Below are 19,807 nucleotides of genomic sequence, written 5' to 3' on the forward strand. Positions count from 1 at the left end.
AAGGGACGGCCTGCTACCTAAGGCACGTCCTTTGTGCATCCAAGAGGAGATGTGGCGCTAAAGGCTATTTGCGAGAAGGCAGAATTCTTCGACTGAGAGGGTCTCCGCCCGCCGCGCCGGATCGATTCCCGCCTTGATGAGCAGGCTCTCGCCGCCGAGTGGCTTCAGGCTCTGGCGCAGCATCTTGCGGCGCTGGCCGAAGGCGGCCTGCGTTACTTTTTCCAGATTGGCGATGGTGCACGGGATGGGGTTCGCCCTGGGGACAAGATGCACTACCGTCGAAGTCACCTTCGGCGGCGGTGTGAAGGCTTGCGGCGACACGTCGAAGGCCATGCGCGCCTCGGTCCGCCAGCCACAGAGCACGCCGAGACGGCCGTAATGGTCGTCGTCCTCGCCGGCAACGATCCGGGCGCCGACCTCCTTCTGGAACATCAGCGTCATCGATTGCCAGAATGGCGGCCAGGCCCTCGGCAGCAGCCAGTTGACCAGCAGCTGCGTACCGACATTGTAGGGCAGGTTGGCGATGATCTTGACGGGTCCTTCCGGCGCCAGTGACTCGAAATCCGTCTTCAGCGCATCGCCTTCGATCACCTCCAGTCGGCCGGGATAGTGGTCGGCGATCTCGGCAAGCGCCGGCAGGCAGCGCGCGTCCCGCTCGATGGCGATGACCTTCTTGGCGCCGAGCGCCAGAATCGCCCGGGTCAGCCCGCCGGGGCCGGGGCCGACCTCGAAAACGGTGGTCTCCTCGAGCGCGCCTGCGGTGCGGGCGACCTTCTGCGTGAGGTTGAGGTCGAGCAGGAAGTTCTGCCCGAGCGCCTTGCGCGCATCGAGGCCGTGACGCTGAATGACGTCGCGAAGCGGCGGCAGGCCATCGAGTGCTGCCATCAGCGGCGGCCTTCGGCGGTGCGGCCGAGCTGGGCGGCAAGCTTCAGTGCTGCAACCAGGCTCTGCTCGCGCGCCAGTCCCTTGCCGGCAATGCCGAAAGCGGTGCCGTGGTCCGGCGAGGTTCGCACGAAGGGAAGTCCGAGGGTCACGTTGACGCTGTCGTCGAAACCGAGTGCCTTGGCGGGGATCAGCGCTTGGTCGTGGTACATGCAGATGGCGACATCATATCGCGCCCGCGCATCGTCATGGAACATCGTATCGGCGGGCAGGGGGCCGATCGCGTCGATACCCTCGTCACGCAGTTGCTCGATCGATGGACGGATGATGTCCTCATCCTCCGTGCCGATCGCTCCGCCTTCACCAGCATGCGGGTTGAGGCCGGCGACGGCAAGGCGCGGCGCGTCGATACCGAAGCGCTGCCTGAGATCCGCATCGGCGATCCGGCAGGTTTCGATGATCAGTTCGCCGGTCAGTGCTTGCGGCACATCGCGGACAGGAATGTGGATGGTAACTGGAATGGCCCTCAGTTTAGGTCCCGACAACATCATGACCGGCGTCACCGGCTTGCCGGTCGCCTTGGCGGCAAGATCGGCGAGAAATTCGGTATGGCCGGGAAACCGGAAACCCGCCTCGTAGAGCACGCCCTTGGCGATCGGATTGGTGACGACTGCGAGTGCCTCGCCGCCGATGACAAGCGAGACTGCTTTCTCGATCGCCGCGATCGTGCCCTTCGCCGTTGCCGCATGCGGCTCGCCGGCCACCACCTGAATGCCGGCCGGCACGCTCATGACGGGCAGAGCATCGGCAAATATGCCGGTGGCCTCGCCGGCCGTGTCGACCTCACGTATGGAAACCGCCAGATTGAGCTGGCGGGCCCGTAGAGCCAAAACATCCGGATCGCCGATCAGGAAAAAAGGCGGAAGCCCGAGTTCACGCCGCCGGAGCCAAGCCGTCAGGGTGATATCCGGTCCGATGCCGGCGGGATCGCCCTGGCTCAGCGCAAGCGGTCGTGAGAAGGGTATCGCCATCGTCGGTCAGCGATAGGCGATCTGCGCTTTCTTGCGCAGTTCGTCCAGGTATTTCTTGCTGTTTTCGTTTTCCGGTGGGCCGTTCTTGCCGGCCTTGGACTTGTCGAGATCCTCCTGGCGGAAGACCATTTCGGCGGCCTGGTCGTCGGAGACCTGGCGCTGGCTGCAGATCGCCAGATATTCGACGCCCTTCTCGGTAACGCGGGTGCCTGTCGTGTTGCCCTTGGCCTGCTCGACCAGAGGTTTCCAATCCGGCGGGATCTCGGGAGCAAGCATGCGACCGAGATCGCGCACGGAAACATCGCGCATCGTTGCGGCAAAGGTCTTTGCCTGATCGCAGCCGGGGAATTTCGAGCGCGATGCCTCGGCCTCGCCCTTGCGCTTACCGGTGATGGCGCCGCGCTTGGCCTCAGGAATGACGAAGATGATCTGCTGCAGCATATATTCCGTCGTCACCGGCTTTTGCTTGTTGTTCTGCATCATGCGCGAGACCAGATCATAATTCGACAGCCGCGAGGTCGAGCCGTAGCGCGCATTGACGACTCGCGGCCAGCTCATCTGCACGGCGATGAAGCCTTTGAAATGGTCGACGCCAACGCCGGCGCGATCGAGGATCTGCGACATCTGTTCGACGGAAAGTTTGTTGCCGGCCGAAAAGCGTGCGAAAGACGCATCGACGTCCTGCTGCGAAACCGACATATGGACGCGGGCGACCTCCTGGCGCTTGAGCGTCTCGTCGATCAATTGCTCCGTGGCGGTCTTGGCGTCGGCCTTGGTATGCTGCAGGCGCAGGAAGGCCTGACGCTTGGCGACGTCGCCGCTGGTAATGGCTGTGCCGTTCACCACGGCCTGGACTCCGCTTGCCGCAAGCGCGGGGCCGGCAAGGCCCGTCAGCAAGGCAATCGCTGCGCCGGCGAGAAAGGCGGTTATGGCTTTTTTCGCGTCAATCATCTGTTGACCTCCCAATAGCGCCGCGAGACTTTGATCGCGGCGTCCTTACCACAGTGCGAGACACGCGGAAATCGCTTCCATCGCGGCGCGAAACTCCTATGCCTCGGATATCGACTGGCGGCAATGTCCTGCACAGGCTTACGGCGAAAGAATGACTTGAGGCCATGTTTACGCCGTCCGCCGGCTAGTTGGAGAGCGTGTCGGAGCCGATCTTGATGTCGCCGAGCGTGCGGAACGTCAGCCGCGCGCCGATCGTCCAGTCGCTTGCCGACTCGTCGTCGGAATCCCTGCTATCCGTATAGGCGATCGTGAAGATCGTGCATTCGTCCTCATACGAAAGGCCGAGTGTCCGGCGGCTGATCACATCGTTGTTCAGATCCCAGGCGATGCCGCCGAAGATCGACCAATAGTCCTTGAACTTGACCTTGCTGCTGGTCTGGATCTCGTCGTTGTCCTCGGCGAAGCCATAGGCCGGCTGGGCGCTGAGATGCGTGTAAGTCACCTGCGTTTGGAAGGTGTCGTTCTGGTAGCCTGTCGTCAGGTCGCCACGGCGAAATTCGAAATCCTTCTCGTCGAGCCGGTAGGAGGCCGCAACGGAAACACCGTATGGCGTTTCGACGCCGCCGAGGCCGACATAATCGGAGCGGTCGGTTTCGAGGCCCGAATCCGCGCCGACATTGACGAGGTCATCGGTCGCGAACGAGTTCTGGCCGGCGATCTGATAAGACTGGCCGAAAATGCCGTGCAGCTTGTAACCGCTGTCGAACGTCCCGGTATACTGGAAGCCGACATTGGCGCGGGTGCCGCCTTCGACGCGGTCGTAACCAGAGAATTTATCGCGGTCGAAGAGCGAGGTGGCATCGAAAACGAAACTCTGTGCATCCTCGTTCGGCAGCCGGCCGGCGAGCTGCTCGTCGGGGCGCGCATAGATCTGGACGATCGGCTCCAGAATATGCGTGCTGTTATCAGTCGTCATCAGGATCGGATACCGCATCTCCAGCCCGGCGGTGAACATCGAGCGAGTGGCGGATTCGTCGTCAAGATAATTGCCGGCGTAACCGGTCGGTTCGTTCATGTTCAACGCGAAAGCGTCGCCGCGCGCGGCCAGAAGCGGCGTGATCACCAGACCGGTCGGCGTGACATAGGTGCGTTTCCATTGAAGTTCGGCCGTCAGACGCGAAGTCTGGCCCTTCAGGCCACGGAACCGGTCGAATCCGTCGACGGTATAGAAGTCGTCGTGTGTGCGCGAAATATTCGTCAGGTTGACGTCCGCAGAAAGTTCACCGCCTGCAAGCGGCTGAGGCGCGACATAGTGATAATCAAGCGCGGGATAGACGATGGCCTGCTGCTTTTCGGCCGTGTTCGTCCGATCGGCATCCTGGACGTCGAAATAAAACGCGCGCATGTCGAAATAATTCCGTTTCCCGAGCCCCGTCAGGTAGATCTGGTTCGTGCGGTCGGTGCTGCTCAAGCCGCGCAGCTTGTAGGTTTTCGAGAAATTGTTGTCGCTCTGCACCATGACGTCCCAGCCGAACGTCCAGCGCGGATTGATGCGGAACTCCGCCTTTGACGCCACCATGCCGCGCTGCTCGGCTTCGGCATCGCTGGTGCCGGAGCTGAAATTGTCCGGCTTTGCCTGGTCGATGCCGGCGACGCGCAGGATATGCGTGCCGTTTTCGAATCGCTGACGGAATTCGCCTTCGACCAGGAAGCCCTGGGCCGTGTAGCCGGTCGCCGTGACCGTCGCATCCATGCTCGGCGAGATCACGTAATAATAAGGAATGGAAAGGCCGAAGCCGAGGTTCTGCGACAGGCTCATCGTCGGGAACAGGAAGCCGGACTTGCGCTTCACCGTATTGTCGGGAACCTCGATGAAGGGCACGAAGGCAATCGGGTAACCAAGCAGCTCGAAACGCGCCCGCTCCAGGCGGATCGTATGGGTTTCGCCATTCTGGATCACGCGCTTGGCCTTGACCTGCCAGAACGGTGCGCGCTTCGGATCTTCGGCGCAGGGAAGGCAGGCGGTATAGACGCCCTTATTGAGAATCATCTTCGTGCCGCCGACCCGCTCGCCGCTTTCGGCGACGATACGCGTATTGTCGGAAGTTTCGATGCGCAGCGAGTTCAGGAACCCGTCGGCGAAATTGTCGGTCACGTCTAGGTTGTCGGCATAGATGCGGTTGCCGTCCGGACTGACGAGCTCGACATTGCCGAGCGCCATCATCCGGCCGGTCTTCTGGTTGTACTCGACCTTCTGCGCGACCATTTTGTAGCCGCCATAGTTGATCTGCACGCCGCCGATCGCCGACACGAGTTCGGCGTCACGGTTATAGACGAGTTCATTGGCCGAAAGCAGAAGCTTGGCCCCTTCGGGAATCTTATTCTCGATATTTTGTTCAGGCGTGTTGGCCTGGCCATAGGAGGCCGGGGCGCTGCCGAAATAGGAACATAGAGCCGCACCGACAAGCAGGGCAACCAACTGTTTACTAAAATACTTGCGGTCGCCTACCGCCACTAGCCGTCCTCCTGATGAAGCAAAATAGTCGCGCCCAAGGCCAACGCGACGACAACCGGTATCCAGGTCGCCACGAAGGGAGGCACGACTCCACTGCTTCCGAATGCTTTAACAAGCACGGTGACGACATAAAGCATGAAGCCTGACAGGATTCCACCCAGAATCACGGAGCGGGATTGGTTGAACCGGCTAAATTTTAGGGACACTGTTGCAGCAATGAGAGTCATGGCCACCAGCAGCAAAGGCTGAGACAACAGGGAGTTGAATTGCGTCTCCAAGGCCTTGGTCGAGATGCCGAAGGATTTGGCCGCCGCAATGCGATTGGAAAGGTCAAAGAAACCAATTGTTTCCGGCGCTGTCAGCCGCTCCTGAACGAAATCCTGTTTCAGATTGGTGCGAAGTTGGACCGAAGCTTTGCGCAGTGGGATTTCGCCAGGCTTGCGCTCGACGACGCCGTTAAGCTGCCAGTAACCATCTTCCAACTTTGCCGTGGCGGCATCCTGTCTCAGAATGACTCGGCCGCTTGAATCGAAATGGATCAATACGGCGTCGATCAGCTTGGTTCCGTTCTCCTGGACCGTCTGGGCGCCTATGATGACATCGTCGCGGCCACTGATCTGGCGCAGCCACGGAATCTGCGGCGCCTTGCGCAGAACCGCGTTTTCGCCACGCCAGTCGGACTCGACCAGCAGCGCCTGGCGCTGTCCCCAGGCGGCAAGCGGGTTGAGCGCCGTCATCGTCAGCACGCCGAGCGCAATTGAGCCGGCGATGAACGGAAACATGAATTGCCAGACCGAGATGCCGGCCGCGCGCGTGACCACGAGCTCATATTTCCGATTGAGCCCGATCAGCACCGTCATGCCGACGAAGAGGGCGACGAAGGGGATAGTCTGCTGCAGGATGAGCGGCAGGCGCACGGCGGTCATCACGATGCCGCCGCCGATCGTGTAGCCAGGCAGGCCGGACATGCGCCCAGCCGTCTCGCTGAAATCAAGCAGGAAGGCGATCGCCGATACGCCGATCAGAAACCAGCAGGTCGTCGCCAGATAACGGCGAAAGAAATAACGCGACAATGTCCCGAACATCATTGGGCCGCGCCCCCGCCGGACCTGCTGGTCGCGGTAAGCAGTCTTTCCTGCATGCGTCTCCAGGAAACCGATATCCGGTCCCAGACGAACGAAGGCATGACCAGTCGCTTGTGCAGGCCGAGGAAGATGATCGAGATGATGCTGCTGACGATCGGGATGGCGTAGAGAACCGCGATATATTCCGGATCGGTGTCGATTTGGTTTGCCGCGTAGAAAGCAGCCCATCGTAGCGCGAAAGCATAGCCGAGCGCGCTCACCATCGGATGCAGTCGCGCTTCCCGGTGCGAGCGCGCGTCGCCGGCGATCGCCAGTGAGAACAATGCAAAGACGACGGGCAGGATCCAGTCCGTCAGCCGTCGATGCAATTCGGCGCGGTAGCTCTGGGGGCGGATCGTATAGTCCTTGTCGTTCGGATCCGGATTGAACAGGAACCACAGGTCACGGTCGCTGGCTTTCAGCGTCGCCTGACCGCGGCTCTCCGTCATGTCGGAGAGGTCGAAGGAATAGGAATCGAAATTGATGACCGAGACGTTGCCGTCGGGCGTTTTGCGATGCACCTCGCCGTCGTGCATGATCAGCGTCGTGCCGGTATCGTCGACGGCGCCCTCCTTGGCGTAATAGATGAGCTCGTAGGCAGGGTCCCGCTCGTCGGCGACGAATAGGCCCTTCAGCATCCGCCCCGCCAGGCGTTGTGAGATCTGCACATAGAGACCCTCGTCGAGCTTGCGGAAGGTCTTTTCTTCGATAACCGAGGAGAGGAGATCGGCGTAGGTTTCGGCGATCATCTGACGCGCCACCGTCTTTGCCCGTGGCTCGACGATGTTGTCGACGAAAAAGGAAAAGACGCTGATGACGGCGGCAAGCAGCAGGATCGGCCGGACCAGAATGGTGCGCCGTGCCCCGGCCGCGTCGATGACGGTCAGCTCGGAATCGTTGTTCATCGTCGTCAGCGTCTGGGTGATGGCGATGACGAGGGCGAAGGGCAGCACCACGGGAATGATCGACGGCAGGATCATCGTCGCCAGCTTGGCAAACGAGCCGATCGACTGGCCGCTGTCGGTGACGAGATTGATGCGCTGCAGGACCTGTGTCGTCCAGATGATTGCCAACACGGGCAGGAGCGCCACGAGAAACATCTGGCCGACGCGCCGCAATATGTATGTCTCGAGTAGTTTCATGCCGGCCCTTGAAAGCACCTGCACGCCAAAACGGCTTGCAGGAGAATCCCTCTACGCTCTTTGTCGCGCTTTTGCGACAAGCAGGTGTCAAAAATTCATTCAATTTTCAGATTTTTTTTGGCCCTGTTGCGACTCAGTTAACGCCAGCAGCGCTGCGAAGATGACAAGCGAGGAGAGCCATCCGAGCGTCACGTCGGAAAGATAATGCGCGCCGAAGGATAGCCGCATGGCGGGCGTCAGGAGCGAGATCGCGGCGACCGGTGGCACCAGCGCATAACGCAGCGATTTCGGGACGAAGAGCAGAAGGCAGAACAGCCATCCAGCGCTCGCCGCCTCGCCGGACACGAAGGAGCAGTTCGAGACGCATTTGCCGGCAAGTGAGCCGGCCTCGACAAAATGCAGGCGCCCGCCGAAAATATCCGTCTGCACCGGCCGCGGCCGGCCCCAATGTTCCTTCAGGATAACATTGACGAGCAGCACCGGCCCGATCAGCAGCGTTCCGAGCGCGACCTTGAGCTTACGCGCCCGCTCGGCGTTGAAGGTCGCGCCGTGCTGCTGGTAGCATTCGATTAGTTTCCACGCCATGACGATCGCCACGACGTAGGGCAGGCGGAAGAAGATGGTTCGCAGCAGGTCGAAATTCCCCGAGTCGCGATAGGGAAAACCGCCGCAGATGCTCCCGGCAGCGGCAGTCGCGTCACAATCTGCGCCCACGAAAAAAAGCTGGGAAAAATAAACGTCTATTCCAGGGAAGGCGCGAAAGATGGCAAGCAGCGCCCACCACGCCCAGAACAGAAACAGGAATGCACCGAAAGTCGTTTTCGGCAGGCGGATCACAGGGCCCTGCCATCGATTTTTCGAAAAAACTGTCAACGCGAATATCTACGAAACTGACGAAAACACGAGAGCCTGGACGGCTGCGGGCGACCATAACAATAGTCGCGAGCCATTGACAGACCCGCTAAACGCGAAATTATCCGCCAGGGACGGATTTCAAGAATCCCAGCGGAGAAGACATGTCAGTAAAGTTCGAAATTTCATTCTCGAAGTCGGTAAAGCTCAATGGCGGGCTCGCGATCCTGCTGAAAACTGCGGAGGCCGACAGCGCCGCAGGCACCGAAACGGCTGATCCGGCAGGCGTGATCGCCAAGGCTGCCAAGATCGCTCGATTCTCCGCTAAATCAATGGCCGCGCTTGATATTGTCGCCCCGGAAGGAGCCCCCGTCGAGCGCATCGTTGTCGTCGGGCTTGGCAAGGCCAGCGAACTCACCGCTCACGACTGGCTGAAAGCCGGCGGCGCCGCGGCGTCGAAAATCAAGAATACCGACAAGGCCGCCATCTTCATCGACGTGCCCGGCCTTGAGACGAACGCGCGCGCCACCGCTGATTTCGCGCTCGGCATGCTGCTGCGCGCCTACAGCTTCGATGCCTACAAGACAAAGAAGAATGATGACGAGGAAAAGCCGGCAAAACCCGTTAAGGTGACGATCGTCACCGCCGACGCGACCGGCGCCAGGAAGGCGTTTTCCGATTCCGAAGCGATCGCAGGCGGTGTCAATCTCGCCCGTGACCTTGTCAACGAACCGCCGAACGCGCTTGGACCTGTCGAATTCGCCGCCAAGGCGAAGGAACTGGAAAAGCTGGGCGTCGAGGTGGATATCCTAACAGAGAAGGAAATGCGCCGTCTCGGCATGGGTGCGTTGCTCGGCGTTGCGCAGGGCTCCGTGCGTCCGCCGCGTCTGGCGGTCATGCAGTGGAAGGGCGGCAAGAGCAAGGACCGTCCGGTCGCCTTCATCGGCAAGGGCGTCGTTTTCGATACCGGCGGCATTTCGATCAAGCCGGCCGCCGGCATGGAGGATATGAAGGGGGATATGGGCGGTGCCGCCGCCGTGACCGGCCTGATGCACGTGCTCGCCGCCCGCAAAGCCGCCGTCAACGCGGTCGGCATCATCGGCCTAGTCGAGAACATGCCCGATGGCAACGCCCAGCGCCCGGGCGACATCGTCACCTCCATGTCCGGCCAGACGATCGAGGTGATCAACACCGATGCCGAGGGCCGCCTCGTGCTCTGCGATGCGCTCTGGTATTGCAATGATCGCTTCAAGCCACAGTTCATGATCAATCTGGCCACCCTGACCGGTGCAATCGTGGTGGCGCTTGGCAACGTGCACGCCGGCCTGTTCTCCAATGACGACGAGCTTTCCGCCCAGCTGACGGCGGCCGGCCTTTCCACAAACGAGAAACTTTGGCGCATGCCGCTCGGCAAGGATTATGACAAACTGATCGACAGCAAATTCGCCGACATGAAGAACACCGGCGGCCGTCAGGCCGGCTCGATCACCGCGGCGCACTTCCTCAAACGCTTCGTGCAGGAGACGCCCTGGGCGCATCTCGATATCGCCGGCACGGCGATGGGCTCGCCGCAGGATGAGATCAACCAGTCCTGGGGTTCCGGTTTCGGCGTGCGCCTGCTCGACGAGCTCGTCCGCGCGCATCATGAATCCCGATGACGGACGTTCTCTTCTATCATCTGACGGAAACCAGGCTGGAAGACGCGCTTCCGCCGCTCCTCGACAAAAGCATCGAGCGCGGCTGGCGCGTCGTCGTCCAGACGCGCGAGGTGGCGCGGCGCGATGCTCTCGATGCGCATCTCTGGACGTTCCGCGAGGAGAGTTTCCTGCCGCATGGCACCGACGAAGGCGATTTTGCCGAAAACCAGCCGGTGCTTTTGACGGTGACGGCGGACAATGCCAATGCGGCGACGGTTCGTTTCATCGTCGATGGTGCCGAGCCCCCGCCGGCCGATGCCTATGAGCGCGTCGTCTTCATGTTCGACGGTCACGATCAGGAGCAGTTGGAAACTGCCCGCGCGCAATGGAAGAAGCTGAAAGGCGAGGGGCATAACCTCACCTATTGGCAGCAGACACCGGAAGGGCGGTGGGAGAAGAAGGCTTGAGCGAGTCCTTGCCGACGGAGCCGACAGGCAAGGACCTCAAATGGCTCAGTCGTGGAACGCCTCGACGAATTTCCGCTTGCCGAGCATGAAAGCATCGGCGACGTGGCGCAGGGGTGCGAGATCGACATCCGATTTGCCCGCCTTGATGATCTCAGCGAAGCGGCGATAGAGCGAAGGATATTCCTGTTCCGGTTCGGCGAATGTCAGCGTGCCGTCGATGGAAAGCTTGGCGCCGCCCTCGGAGAGGACCATCTGGCCGGCTGCCGTTTCCGCAACGATGTCCCAGCTCTGCTTGCCAGTCTGGCGCCAGTCGAATTCGGCATGAACCGGCAGGCCGTCTGCATCGCGGAAGTGAATTTCGGAGGCGATCGGCGCATCACGATTTTCCGGGAATTCCAGCACAGCCCCGGTGATGAAGACCTGCCGCGGCAGGATATGGGTGACGATCGACAGCGCATTGATGCCGGGATCGAAAACGCCGAGGCCGCCGGCCTGCCAGATCCAGTCCTGGTTCGGATGCCAGTGGCGGACATCCTCTTTCCAGATCACATGCACGCTTTTGATCGTCGTCGAAGCAAGAAAAGCCTTGGTGGATTCGACCGCCGGCGCATAACGCGAATGCCAGCTGGCAAACAGCGACGCACCCTGCTTGTTCGCCAGCGCCTCGAGGTCGGCCACTTCGCTCAGCGTTGCACCCGGCGGCTTTTCCAGGAAGACATGCTTGCCGGCAACGAGCGCCTTGTAGGCGGCTTCGTAGCGGTATTGCGGCGGCATGCAGAGCGACACGGCATCGATCGAAGGCTCGGCGTCGAGCATCGCGTCAATCGTGGTGTAGCTGTTGATGCCTTCGACCGTGCCGTGACGGCTTGCCGTGGCGACGAGCTTGAAGTCCGGGTTCTTGGCGATGGAAGGGAGGTGCTGGTCGCGGACGATCTTGCCGACGCCGACGATGGCGAGGTTGATAGGGGACATGTGTTTCGCTCGTGCCTGTATGAAAAGTATGATTTATTGGGCGTGTTGTAGCAGAAAGAAGAGCGCCGACAAGCTCTGCTCCTCCATTCCTTTCTATCCTATCGCATGATGGTCTCGCGAAGGAAGCTGTAACCCATCGCCGCGCGGGCGGCGCGCTCCTCGGAACTGCCGTCGCCGCCATGCCCGCCTAAGCCGAATTCGTGGAAGAGCAGTTGATGTCCTGCTTCCTCCAGCCGCGCAGCAAAACGGCGTGCGTGCGAGGGATGCACGCGATCGTCATTGCTGGAGCTTTCAATATAGATCGGCGGATAAGTGACCTCGCTGGCCCGCCGGATATTGTGAAGCGGCGAATAGCCGAGCATGAATTCCCTGTCCGCCGGCGTGTCTGGATCGCCATATTCATCCATCCACGCCTGGCCGGCGCTGAACAGGTGGAAGCGTGTCATGTCGAGCACCGGCACCTGGCACCAGACCGCGCCGAAATCATGCGGGTAGCGCGTCAGCATCACGCCCGTCAGCAGGCCGCCATTGCTGCCGCCCTGGCAGGCAATTCGGGATGGCATGGTGTAACCGCGAGCGACCAGATCGCGGGCGATGGCGACGAAATCGGCAAAGGCCCGGTCTCGCCCGTGCCGTTTGGCGCTGCGATACCAGTCAGGCCCGAATTCACCGCCGCCGCGGATATAGGCCTGCACATAGGCGCCACCTTGCTCTAGCCAGCGGCCGGTTACGCCGGAGTAATTCGGCGACAGCGAGACGTCGAATCCGCCATAGCCGTAGATCAGCACCGGCAGTGCGCCATTGGTCCACTGCCGCGGCAGCACCAGCCGGTAGGCGACCCTGGTTCCGTCCTCGGACACAGCCTCCAGCAGTTCCGACGACATATCAGTCGCATCGAAATAGCTCGGCGCCGTCGCTGTGAAGATCGGCTCGGGCTCTCTGCTGCAATCGGAGAGTTCGAGACGGCAACAGGTCGGCGGCTGCAGGAAACCCTGGCCGACGATGTGGAGTGTGTCGTCGCCATGATGCAGATCCGCATAGAGGGGCCTGATATAAGCCGTCTGCATCTCCGCCGGCAGCGCGATTTCCCGCTGTTCGGCATTTACCTTTGTCAGGTCGAGCACCATAAGACGTGGGCGCAGCCGGTCGGAAACGATGAACACGCACCATTCGCGCATCAGCATCATCTGCGCGACGGACTGACCTTCGTCGGGCTGAAACAGGATTCGCTCCGGCCCCAGCAGCATCGTCTCCGAACTGGGGTCGAAGCGTTGGAGCACCAGGCTGCCGGTCGCAACGCGCTCCTCCGTCTTAGCCCGCCAGAGGCAATGATTATGATTGAACTGAAAATCGGCTTCCTTGGGCAGATCGATGCGCCGTTGCGCGCCATCATCGGCAATGAGGAAAGCGCTGGCCACGCCGATTTCATGGCTGGCGACGAAAATGTCGATCAGCCCGGTATCTGTCGAACCTCCCGATAGGGCAGGGTCGATGACGAGATTGAAGCCATAGACATCCTCATCAGCGGCTTCGAACATGATAGTGGCTTCTTCCGGCCGCTGCCCGCGCTTCAACCGCCGCCCGACGCGCGGCCATCCCGAGCGGGTCGCCGAAAATCGGTCGATCGAACCGAAGTAACAGATCTCGTCGCGGCTGAGCCACGTGGCATGCGACCGCGCGGCGGGCGTGTCGAAACCGCCCGTCACGACCTGTTTGCGTTCGGCGTCGAATTCGAGCAGACGGATGAGGTCGGAACCGCCGTCTGAAAGCATGAGCAGGACGCGGGTCGGTTCCCACGGGCAGGTGACGGCGCCGCGCCAGTTCCAGCGCTTGCCTTCGCCGGCGCAGAAGGCGTCGAGATCGAAGACCGGCTCCCAGGCTGCATCGGGCAGGGGAGCCTGGTCCGCCGGCAGGCGGAGCCAGACGCCAAGCGGATTGTCCTTGCTCTGCCGGAAATCGAACAGCCAGCCCCCGCGGCGCATCGGCACGATCAGCCTGTCCTGCCGCTCGATAAGCGCTTTGATCGCGTCGCGATCTTCGGCAAATTGCTGCGTTCTCAATGCCGCGTCGGAGAGCGCATTGTGTTCAGCGATGAACTGGCGGGTCCGCGGATCTTCGTCCGTTTCGAGATGAAGGTTCATATCTGAGCTGCCGCTTGCATTGACGTCGCCCAGATCTAGGCAGCCGGCTCCGCCTTGGCAAGGCGCGTTAGCGGGTCATCACCATATCGGCCGAGGCGACGAGATCGTTCGGTACCTGCGGCTTCTTGAACTTCAGCGTCACGACTTTGTAGCCTTCGGCTTCGAGTTTCGAAAGCAGGGTCGGCAACATCCTCGCGGTGCGCTTGTGGATGTCGTGCATCAGAACGATGCCGCGGCCGCGCTTGTGCAGCAGGTTTATCGTCCGCTGCGTCACGGACAGGGGTGTGCTGGTGAAATAGTCCTTGCTGTCGATGTCGACATCCATGACGACCATGTCGCGCATGGCGATAGCGGCGCGCAGCCTCTGGCTCTCGGCGAGATAGGGGAAGCGGAAGAAGGAGACGTCTGTTCCCGTCGCCTTGGTCACCGCCAGCTCGCCCTTGAGCACCTCGTCCATTGCCGCATCGAAGCTCAGCGAGGTCAAGTTGGCATGGTCATAGGTGTGACTGCCGACCGCATTGCCCTCCATTGCCACCTTGCGCGCCAGCGCCGGATGCATCTCGGCCATCTCGCCGACCATCATGAAGGCGCCCTTGACGCCGAACTGGTCGAGGATCGCCAGCACTTTGTCCGTCCGGCCGGGGATCGGGCCATCGTCGAAGCTCAGGATCACTTCCTTGTCGTTGAGCTTGAAATCGGAAGGCGAGGAGACCTCCAGCGTCCGTCCAGAAAGGTGATGCGGCCCGGCAAAGAGCGGCGGCGCATCATCATTGGCGGGCTTGCCGGAAGGCATCCGTCCCTCGGGCGCAACCACCGAAGCGGTTTTGATCGAGGTGTCGGGAGCTTGTCTGGTCGTGCTGCAGGCGGAGAGGGCGGCCGCAAGGGCGATGCAGCAAAGGACGAAAAATCGATGCATGGAAAGGGCTCAACAAATCAGTAATGAATGTTGAGACAACCTTTCGAATTATGGTTAACGATCGGTTGAGATCGGCAGGAATTCTCGTAACGCGTGGCAGTCCGCGGGTTTCCTAAAAGACTGTGGCTATCCTGCCATTGCCTCTTCATATTCGGACGACAGCATCAGCCACTCTTCCTCGGCAGCAGTGAGTTTTGCCGCGGCCTCGCCGCGCTGTTTTGCCTTTTCGGCGGCTTTGGCGGGCGTCTTCTCATAAAGAGTCGGATCCGCAAGCTCCGCATCAAGAGCCTGAATCTGTTTCTCCAGCTTCGCCGTCAAGGATTCGATTTCGTTGATCTTTTTCTTCAGCGGCGTCAGCGAGGCGCGCTTTTCCGCGTTGAGCTTGCGCTGGTCGGCCTTCGAAGTCGTATCGTCGCTGGTCTGCGGCCTGTCTTCCTTCTTTTTACCGGAACTGACGATGAGGTCGCGATACTCGTCCATATCGCCTTCGAAGGTGGTGACAGTGCCGCCGTTGACCAGCCACAGCCGGTCGACGGTCGCCTCGATCAGGTGGCGGTCGTGCGAGATCAGGATCACCGCGCCGTTGTAATCGTTCAGCGCCTCGATCAGAGCGCGGCGGCTGTCGATATCGAGATGGTTGGTCGGCTCGTCGAGGATCAGCAGGTTGGGCGCATGGAACGCGGCAAGCCCCATCAGCAGGCGTGCCTTCTCGCCGCCGGAAAGATCCTTGGCGGCGGTAGCCATCTTCTCGGTCGCCAGCCCCATCTGCGCAACGCGGGCGCGCACCTTGGCCTCCGGTTCGGCCGGCATCAGCCGGCGCACATGTTCCACCGCCGACTGTTCGGGGATCAGATCGTCGAGCTGATGCTGGGCGAAAAAGCCGATCTTCAGGCCCGGTGCGAGCTTCACTTCGCCGCTCTCCGGCGCCAGTCGCCCTGAGATGAATTTGGCGAAGGTCGACTTGCCGTTGCCGTTCGAACCGAGCAGGGCGATGCGATCGTCGTTGTCGATGCGCAGGTTGAGGTTCTTCAGGATGGGCTTGCCGGGCTCGTAGCCGACGGCGCCGCCCTGAATTGCGACGATCGGCGAGGCCGGCTGCTTCTCCGGCTCGGGGAAGGTGATCGGCTGCACATGATCCTCGATGACGGCAGCTACCGTCCCCATCCGCTCGAGCGCCTTGACACGCGATTGCGCCTGCCGGGCCTTGGAAGCCTTGGCCTTGAAGCGATCGATGAAGCTCTGCAGATGTTTGCGCGCTGCCTCGTTCTTCGCCCTGGCCTTCGTCTGCAGCTCGTCGGCTTCCGCCTTCTGCCGCTCGAACTGGTCATAATTGCCGCGGTAGAAGGTGAGCTTCTTCTGGTCGAGATGGACAATGGAATTGACCGCATTGTTCAGGAGATCGCGGTCGTGGCTGATAATGATGACCGTGTGCGGATAGCGGCGGATATAGTCCTCCAGCCACATCGTGCCTTCCAGGTCGAGGTAGTTGGTCGGCTCGTCGAGCAGAAGCAGGTCCGGCTCGGCAAACAGCACCGCGGCGAGCGCTACGCGCATGCGCCAGCCGCCGGAGAAGGAGGAGGCGGGGCGGGCTTGCGCCGCCTTGTCGAAGCCGAGGCCGGCGAGGATGCTCGCAGCCCGCGCCTCGGCCGAATGGGCATCGATATCGATGAGGCGCATCTGGATTTCGGCGATGCGGTGCGGGTCGCTTGCCGTTTCTGCTTCGGCAAGCAGGGCCGCGCGTTCCTTGTCAGCGGCAAGCACGATCTCGATCAGGGAATCCTCGGTTCCCGGCGCTTCCTGGGCCACCTGACCGATACGCGCCGCCTTCGGAATCGACACCGAGCCGGTCTCCGAGCCGAGCTCGCCAGTGATGACGCGAAACAGCGTGGATTTGCCGGCGCCATTGCGCCCGACCAGCCCCGCTTTCGTGCCCGAAGGCAGCGAAACGCTGGCATTATCGAGAAGCAGGCGTCCGGCGATGCGGGCGGAAATGTCGGTAATTGTGATCATGGCCGGCTTTTTGGCCGAAACCGCCCGGCAAGGCAAGACCGCTTATCCCCCGGCGAGCTCGCTCGGCGGCGAGCTTGCTCGTCCGGCCGCGAGCTTGCTCGCCGCACCGACAGCGTTCATACGCCTCAGCGGCCGAAAGCTTGCACCGGCAGGCGGCGGTTCGATTTCGCGGCAAGCAGCGCGACCCGGGCGTTGGCCTGGAGATGTCCCGGTGTCGCCGCATCGGCGCTGAGCGCCACGCCGACCGAGATGGTCAGCCTGCCGCTGTCATCCTTGTCTGAGGTGGCGAAGACGAGATTTTCTTCGACCGAGGCGCGCAGGCGCTCGGCGATAGCAATCGCATCCTGCATGCCGACATTGGCAAACAGCAAGGCGAATTCGTCGGCCTCTGTGCGCGCGACGAAGTCGTTCTTCTTCACCGATTTCCGAAACAGGGCGGCAAGCTTCTTCAAGAGCTTGTTGCCTGCCTGAGTGCCGTATCTGTCGTTGAACTCGGTGAAATCGTCGATATCGACCATGATCAGCGCGCTGCCGGCGGCACCCTCTTTACGTTCGTAGAGTTCGGTAATCTGCCGGTTCAGCGCGATGCGGTTCGCAAGGCCGGTGATCTTGTCGGCGACGGTAGCCGATTGCATCGCCGAAATGCCGCGCTCCAGCGTGTCCAGCTTGTTGATGTCGTCCTGCAGTCTGGCGCTGATTTCCATCTCCGCCGACATTACAGTTGCAAGCGAGGCGGAGAGGTAATCGACCTCGCCGATGAAGGCGGCAAGGCTCTGGTCCTCATGACCGCCGACAGATCTCAGGATCATGCCGCAGGCGCGGGCAAAGGCGTCTCTGTGCCGCAATCCTTCGGCAAGCCTTTCCGCCACCGCGCGCAGCGTTAGGCTGGCCTCGTTGCGCGACGTCTCGCCCGCCAGTCCGCAATGGCCGACAAGCCGGTATTTCAGTCCGAGTTCGTCGAGCATCGCTTGTTGCGGCTGCGGTCCGAGCGCGGCGATATCCTGCGCAAGACCAGGATTGTGGCCGATGATGGCCTCATGAAAGAGTTCGTAGTTGCGCGGCAGCGCGGCAACGTTGAGCCGCGCCATGTGCTGGGCGATCTTCTGGATATCCGCCATCGGCCCCGGGCGTACGGCCTCGCGCGCCGCCAGTGCGTTTGTGCTTGCATTCTGCATGACGATCCCTCGCGCCCGGCCTCATTTCTCACTTCCGCTATGCTCTCAAGCTTTTAAAAGAGGCTGAATTTGCGAAGGGAAGCGCCGGATTGGCGATGGGAACCGGCGAAGGCGGTTAATTCAGTCTTGATGAAGCCGTTGCCTCACAGCCACTCGCGGCCTTCGCCGCGCAGAAAATAAATAAGGTCCAGCCCGAGGCTCGGTTTGCCCAGCGCCGTCAGCGTCATGTGGCACTGGCCGCGGTGATGCGTCTGGTGATTGAAGAGGTGCGCCAGCGCGCTCGACAGCGGCTGAGTGATCTGGATCGGCTGCGTCACCGGGACATACGTGAAGTCGCCTGCGAGGCTCGCCTCATCGAGACTACCCGTCCAGGCAATGATGCGCTCGTCCTCCCCCTTGCGCGCGGCTGCAAGCGCGTCCAGCTCTTCGAAAAGCACGGCATCGAGGGTCACAGGCGCTTCGCCGATGCCGGTGAAGCGCTTCATCCATATGCGGTCGGCGACGAGCAGGTGATTGAGCGTGCGATGCAGCGAGCCGAAGAAGGCGCCGCGGTCGCTGCGGAACTCCGCCTCGCTGAGTTCGGCCGCAGCCGCATAGACTTGGGCATTGGCCCAGCGGTTATAGGCCGCGAGCATCCTGAAATGTCTAAGCATATGGTCCCCCTGGCGTTGTTGGCGCAGTCTAGCCGCTTTCCCGAGAAATCCGAGTGATGGCGCCATGAAATTTCCTGATTTGATCGCGTTCGCTTTCTGTCGTCGAATAGAGGCAGATCAGACCTCGAAAGGATTGTCATGACTAGAGCCCTCTATTCCCTCTGCGGCGCTGACGAACGGCGCTTCTTTTCGCCCCATTGCTGGAAAGCAGTGATGGCGCTCGCGCATAAGGGGCTCGATTTCGAGGAGATCCCGACGACTTACGCCCGCATCCGCGACATCGGCGGCGGCGTCTCGTCGACCCTGCCCGTGCTCGATGATAATGGCCGGCTGATCTCGGACAGTTTTGCTATCGCCCTCTATCTCGAAGAGGCATATCCGGAGCGGCCGTCGCTGTTCAATGGCGAGGGCGGCAAGGCGCTGTCGCGCATGGTTGAGGGCTATTCGCAGATGATCATCCACCCGGCGATCATGCGGATCGCCCTTCTCGATATCCACGCGATCCTCGACGAAGGCGACAAAGCCTACTTTCGTCAGAGCCGCGAGGTCAGGCTCGGCAAGCCGCTGGAAGTCTTTGCCGCCGACAGCGAGGCGGAGAAGGCTGCCTTCGGCGCCAAGCTGGAGCCGCTCCGTCACATGCTGAGGTTTCAGCCCTTCATCGGCGGGCAATCGCCGCTCTTTGCCGATTATATCGTCTTCGGCGCGCTGCAATGGCTGCGGGTGTCCGCAGGACTGGCCATGCTTGCCGCCGACGATCCCGTGATGGCCTGGTTCGAACGCTGCCTCGATCTCCACGAAAGCCGCGGCAGGACTGTGACAGCGGCGTGAAATTGCCGCCAGCCTCTTGTTTTCGGCCGTTGGGGCGGGTAAAGACCGCCCACTTTTCCCGAGAAAACAGAGGATTTGACTATGGCGATTGAACGCACCTTCTCGATGATCAAGCCTGACGCAACCAAGCGCAACCTGACGGGCGCCATCACCAAGATGCTCGAAGATGCCGGCCTGCGCGTCGTCGCCTCCAAGCGCGTCTGGATGAGCCGCCGCGAAGCTGAAGGCTTTTACGCCGTTCACAAGGACCGTCCCTTCTTCGGCGAACTCGTCGAAGGCATGACCTCCGGCCCGACCGTCGTTCAGGTCCTGGAAGGCGAAGGCGCGATCCTCAAGAACCGCGAAATCATGGGCGCGACCAACCCGGCAAACGCTGCCGAAGGCACGATCCGCAAGGTTCACGCCCTGTCGATCGGCGAAAATTCCGTTCATGGCTCCGACGCTCCGGAAACGGCTGCCCAGGAAATCAAGTACTGGTTCTCCGACACCGAAATCGTCGGCTGAGGCCGCG

The 19,807-nt window shown here is 61.4% G+C and carries 17 protein-coding genes; 4 read left to right on the forward strand and 13 right to left on the reverse strand.

The window, feature by feature from the left end; all coding sequences use genetic code 11:
* Positions 1–57: 57 nt before the first annotated feature.
* The 7 genes from rsmA to NXC14_RS07670 form a co-directional block, all read right to left on the reverse strand.
* Complete coding sequence (gene rsmA, locus NXC14_RS07640; RefSeq protein ID WP_085777657.1) at positions 58–885, reverse strand: 16S rRNA (adenine(1518)-N(6)/adenine(1519)-N(6))-dimethyltransferase RsmA; 828 nt, start codon at positions 883–885, stop codon at positions 58–60.
* On the reverse strand, positions 885–1,913 hold the full coding sequence (pdxA, locus tag NXC14_RS07645) for a 4-hydroxythreonine-4-phosphate dehydrogenase PdxA (protein ID WP_085777658.1): 1,029 nt from the start codon (positions 1,911–1,913) through the stop codon (positions 885–887). The genes rsmA and pdxA overlap by 1 nt, the downstream gene beginning before the upstream one ends.
* A 6-nt stretch (positions 1,914–1,919) precedes the next feature.
* The gene (locus NXC14_RS07650) at positions 1,920–2,864 is read right to left on the reverse strand and encodes a peptidylprolyl isomerase (protein WP_085777659.1); all 945 of its coding nucleotides are present in this window, start codon (positions 2,862–2,864) and stop codon (positions 1,920–1,922) included.
* A gap of 184 nt (positions 2,865–3,048) precedes the next feature.
* On the reverse strand, positions 3,049–5,379 hold the full coding sequence (locus NXC14_RS07655) for an LPS-assembly protein LptD (protein ID WP_085777660.1): 2,331 nt from the start codon (positions 5,377–5,379) through the stop codon (positions 3,049–3,051).
* Positions 5,379–6,467, reverse strand: a complete 1,089-nt coding sequence (lptG, locus tag NXC14_RS07660; RefSeq protein WP_085777661.1) for an LPS export ABC transporter permease LptG — start codon at positions 6,465–6,467, stop codon at positions 5,379–5,381. Before lptG ends, NXC14_RS07655 begins: the two co-directional genes overlap by 1 nt.
* Complete coding sequence (lptF, locus tag NXC14_RS07665) at positions 6,464–7,645, reverse strand: LPS export ABC transporter permease LptF (protein ID WP_085777662.1); 1,182 nt, start codon at positions 7,643–7,645, stop codon at positions 6,464–6,466. Before lptF ends, lptG begins: the two co-directional genes overlap by 4 nt.
* A gap of 99 nt (positions 7,646–7,744) precedes the next feature.
* Positions 7,745–8,518 carry a phosphatase PAP2 family protein gene (locus tag NXC14_RS07670; RefSeq protein WP_085777663.1) on the reverse strand — a complete coding sequence of 258 codons (774 nt, stop codon included), beginning with the start codon at positions 8,516–8,518 and terminating at the stop codon, positions 7,745–7,747.
* 143 nt (positions 8,519–8,661) lie between these two features.
* Here NXC14_RS07670 and NXC14_RS07675 point away from each other — a divergent pair, with 143 nt between their 5' ends.
* Together NXC14_RS07675 and NXC14_RS07680 are read left to right on the forward strand one after the other, a co-directional pair.
* Complete coding sequence (locus tag NXC14_RS07675; RefSeq protein WP_085777664.1) at positions 8,662–10,155, forward strand: leucyl aminopeptidase; 1,494 nt, start codon at positions 8,662–8,664, stop codon at positions 10,153–10,155.
* Positions 10,152–10,601: a DNA polymerase III subunit chi gene (locus NXC14_RS07680; protein ID WP_085777665.1), complete on the forward strand. Its 450-nt coding sequence runs from the start codon at positions 10,152–10,154 to the stop codon at positions 10,599–10,601. The genes NXC14_RS07675 and NXC14_RS07680 overlap by 4 nt, the downstream gene beginning before the upstream one ends.
* 45 nt (positions 10,602–10,646) lie before the next feature.
* On the opposite strand, the gene NXC14_RS07685 is transcribed toward NXC14_RS07680, so the two are convergent.
* From NXC14_RS07685 to NXC14_RS07710, 6 genes are all read right to left on the reverse strand, one after another.
* Positions 10,647–11,573: a Gfo/Idh/MocA family oxidoreductase gene (locus NXC14_RS07685; RefSeq protein WP_085777666.1), complete on the reverse strand. Its 927-nt coding sequence runs from the start codon at positions 11,571–11,573 to the stop codon at positions 10,647–10,649.
* 98 nt (positions 11,574–11,671) lie between these two features.
* Positions 11,672–13,714, reverse strand: a complete 2,043-nt coding sequence (locus NXC14_RS07690; protein WP_085777667.1) for a prolyl oligopeptidase family serine peptidase — start codon at positions 13,712–13,714, stop codon at positions 11,672–11,674.
* A gap of 67 nt (positions 13,715–13,781) precedes the next feature.
* The gene (locus NXC14_RS07695; RefSeq protein WP_085777668.1) at positions 13,782–14,630 is read right to left on the reverse strand and encodes a polysaccharide deacetylase family protein; all 849 of its coding nucleotides are present in this window, start codon (positions 14,628–14,630) and stop codon (positions 13,782–13,784) included.
* Between the two features lie 126 nt (positions 14,631–14,756).
* A complete protein-coding gene (locus tag NXC14_RS07700; RefSeq protein WP_085777669.1) occupies positions 14,757–16,640 on the reverse strand; it encodes an ABC-F family ATP-binding cassette domain-containing protein in 1,884 nt (627 codons plus the stop codon).
* 125 nt (positions 16,641–16,765) lie between these two features.
* Complete coding sequence (locus NXC14_RS07705) at positions 16,766–17,815, reverse strand: GGDEF domain-containing protein (RefSeq protein ID WP_085777670.1); 1,050 nt, start codon at positions 17,813–17,815, stop codon at positions 16,766–16,768.
* A 143-nt stretch (positions 17,816–17,958) separates the two neighbouring features.
* Positions 17,959–18,468 (reverse strand): DinB family protein, encoded by a 510-nt coding sequence (locus NXC14_RS07710; protein ID WP_085777671.1) that lies wholly within the window; start codon positions 18,466–18,468, stop codon positions 17,959–17,961.
* A gap of 138 nt (positions 18,469–18,606) precedes the next feature.
* On the opposite strand from NXC14_RS07710, the gene NXC14_RS07715 reads away from it, so the two are divergent.
* On the forward strand, positions 18,607–19,296 hold the full coding sequence (locus NXC14_RS07715; RefSeq protein WP_085777672.1) for a glutathione S-transferase family protein: 690 nt from the start codon (positions 18,607–18,609) through the stop codon (positions 19,294–19,296).
* A gap of 81 nt (positions 19,297–19,377) precedes the next feature.
* Positions 19,378–19,800 carry a nucleoside-diphosphate kinase gene (gene ndk / locus NXC14_RS07720; protein ID WP_011424805.1) on the forward strand — a complete coding sequence of 141 codons (423 nt, stop codon included), beginning with the start codon at positions 19,378–19,380 and terminating at the stop codon, positions 19,798–19,800.
* Positions 19,801–19,807: the final 7 nt, after the last annotated feature.

Source organism: Rhizobium sp. NXC14 (genome assembly GCF_002117485.1).
GTDB lineage: Bacteria > Pseudomonadota > Alphaproteobacteria > Rhizobiales > Rhizobiaceae > Rhizobium.

Bases quoted from the DNA above. Each gene is read 5' to 3' on its own strand.
- rsmA (WP_085777657.1), bottom strand. From the start codon at position 885: ATGGCAGCACTCGATGGCCTGCCGCCGCTTCGCGACGTCATTCAGCGT.
- pdxA (WP_085777658.1), bottom strand. From the start codon at position 1,913: ATGGCGATACCCTTCTCACGACCGCTTGCGCTGAGCCAGGGCGATCCC.
- NXC14_RS07650 (WP_085777659.1), bottom strand. From the start codon at position 2,864: ATGATTGACGCGAAAAAAGCCATAACCGCCTTTCTCGCCGGCGCAGCG.
- lptG (WP_085777661.1), bottom strand. From the start codon at position 6,467: ATGATGTTCGGGACATTGTCGCGTTATTTCTTTCGCCGTTATCTGGCG.
- lptF (WP_085777662.1), bottom strand. From the start codon at position 7,645: ATGAAACTACTCGAGACATACATATTGCGGCGCGTCGGCCAGATGTTT.
- NXC14_RS07675 (WP_085777664.1), top strand. From the start codon at position 8,662: ATGTCAGTAAAGTTCGAAATTTCATTCTCGAAGTCGGTAAAGCTCAAT.
- NXC14_RS07680 (WP_085777665.1), top strand. From the start codon at position 10,152: ATGACGGACGTTCTCTTCTATCATCTGACGGAAACCAGGCTGGAAGAC.
- NXC14_RS07685 (WP_085777666.1), bottom strand. From the start codon at position 11,573: ATGTCCCCTATCAACCTCGCCATCGTCGGCGTCGGCAAGATCGTCCGC.
- NXC14_RS07690 (WP_085777667.1), bottom strand. From the start codon at position 13,714: ATGAACCTTCATCTCGAAACGGACGAAGATCCGCGGACCCGCCAGTTC.
- NXC14_RS07695 (WP_085777668.1), bottom strand. From the start codon at position 14,630: ATGCATCGATTTTTCGTCCTTTGCTGCATCGCCCTTGCGGCCGCCCTC.
- NXC14_RS07700 (WP_085777669.1), bottom strand. From the start codon at position 16,640: ATGATCACAATTACCGACATTTCCGCCCGCATCGCCGGACGCCTGCTT.
- NXC14_RS07705 (WP_085777670.1), bottom strand. From the start codon at position 17,815: ATGCAGAATGCAAGCACAAACGCACTGGCGGCGCGCGAGGCCGTACGC.
- NXC14_RS07710 (WP_085777671.1), bottom strand. From the start codon at position 18,468: ATGCTTAGACATTTCAGGATGCTCGCGGCCTATAACCGCTGGGCCAAT.
- NXC14_RS07715 (WP_085777672.1), top strand. From the start codon at position 18,607: ATGACTAGAGCCCTCTATTCCCTCTGCGGCGCTGACGAACGGCGCTTC.
- ndk (WP_011424805.1), top strand. From the start codon at position 19,378: ATGGCGATTGAACGCACCTTCTCGATGATCAAGCCTGACGCAACCAAG.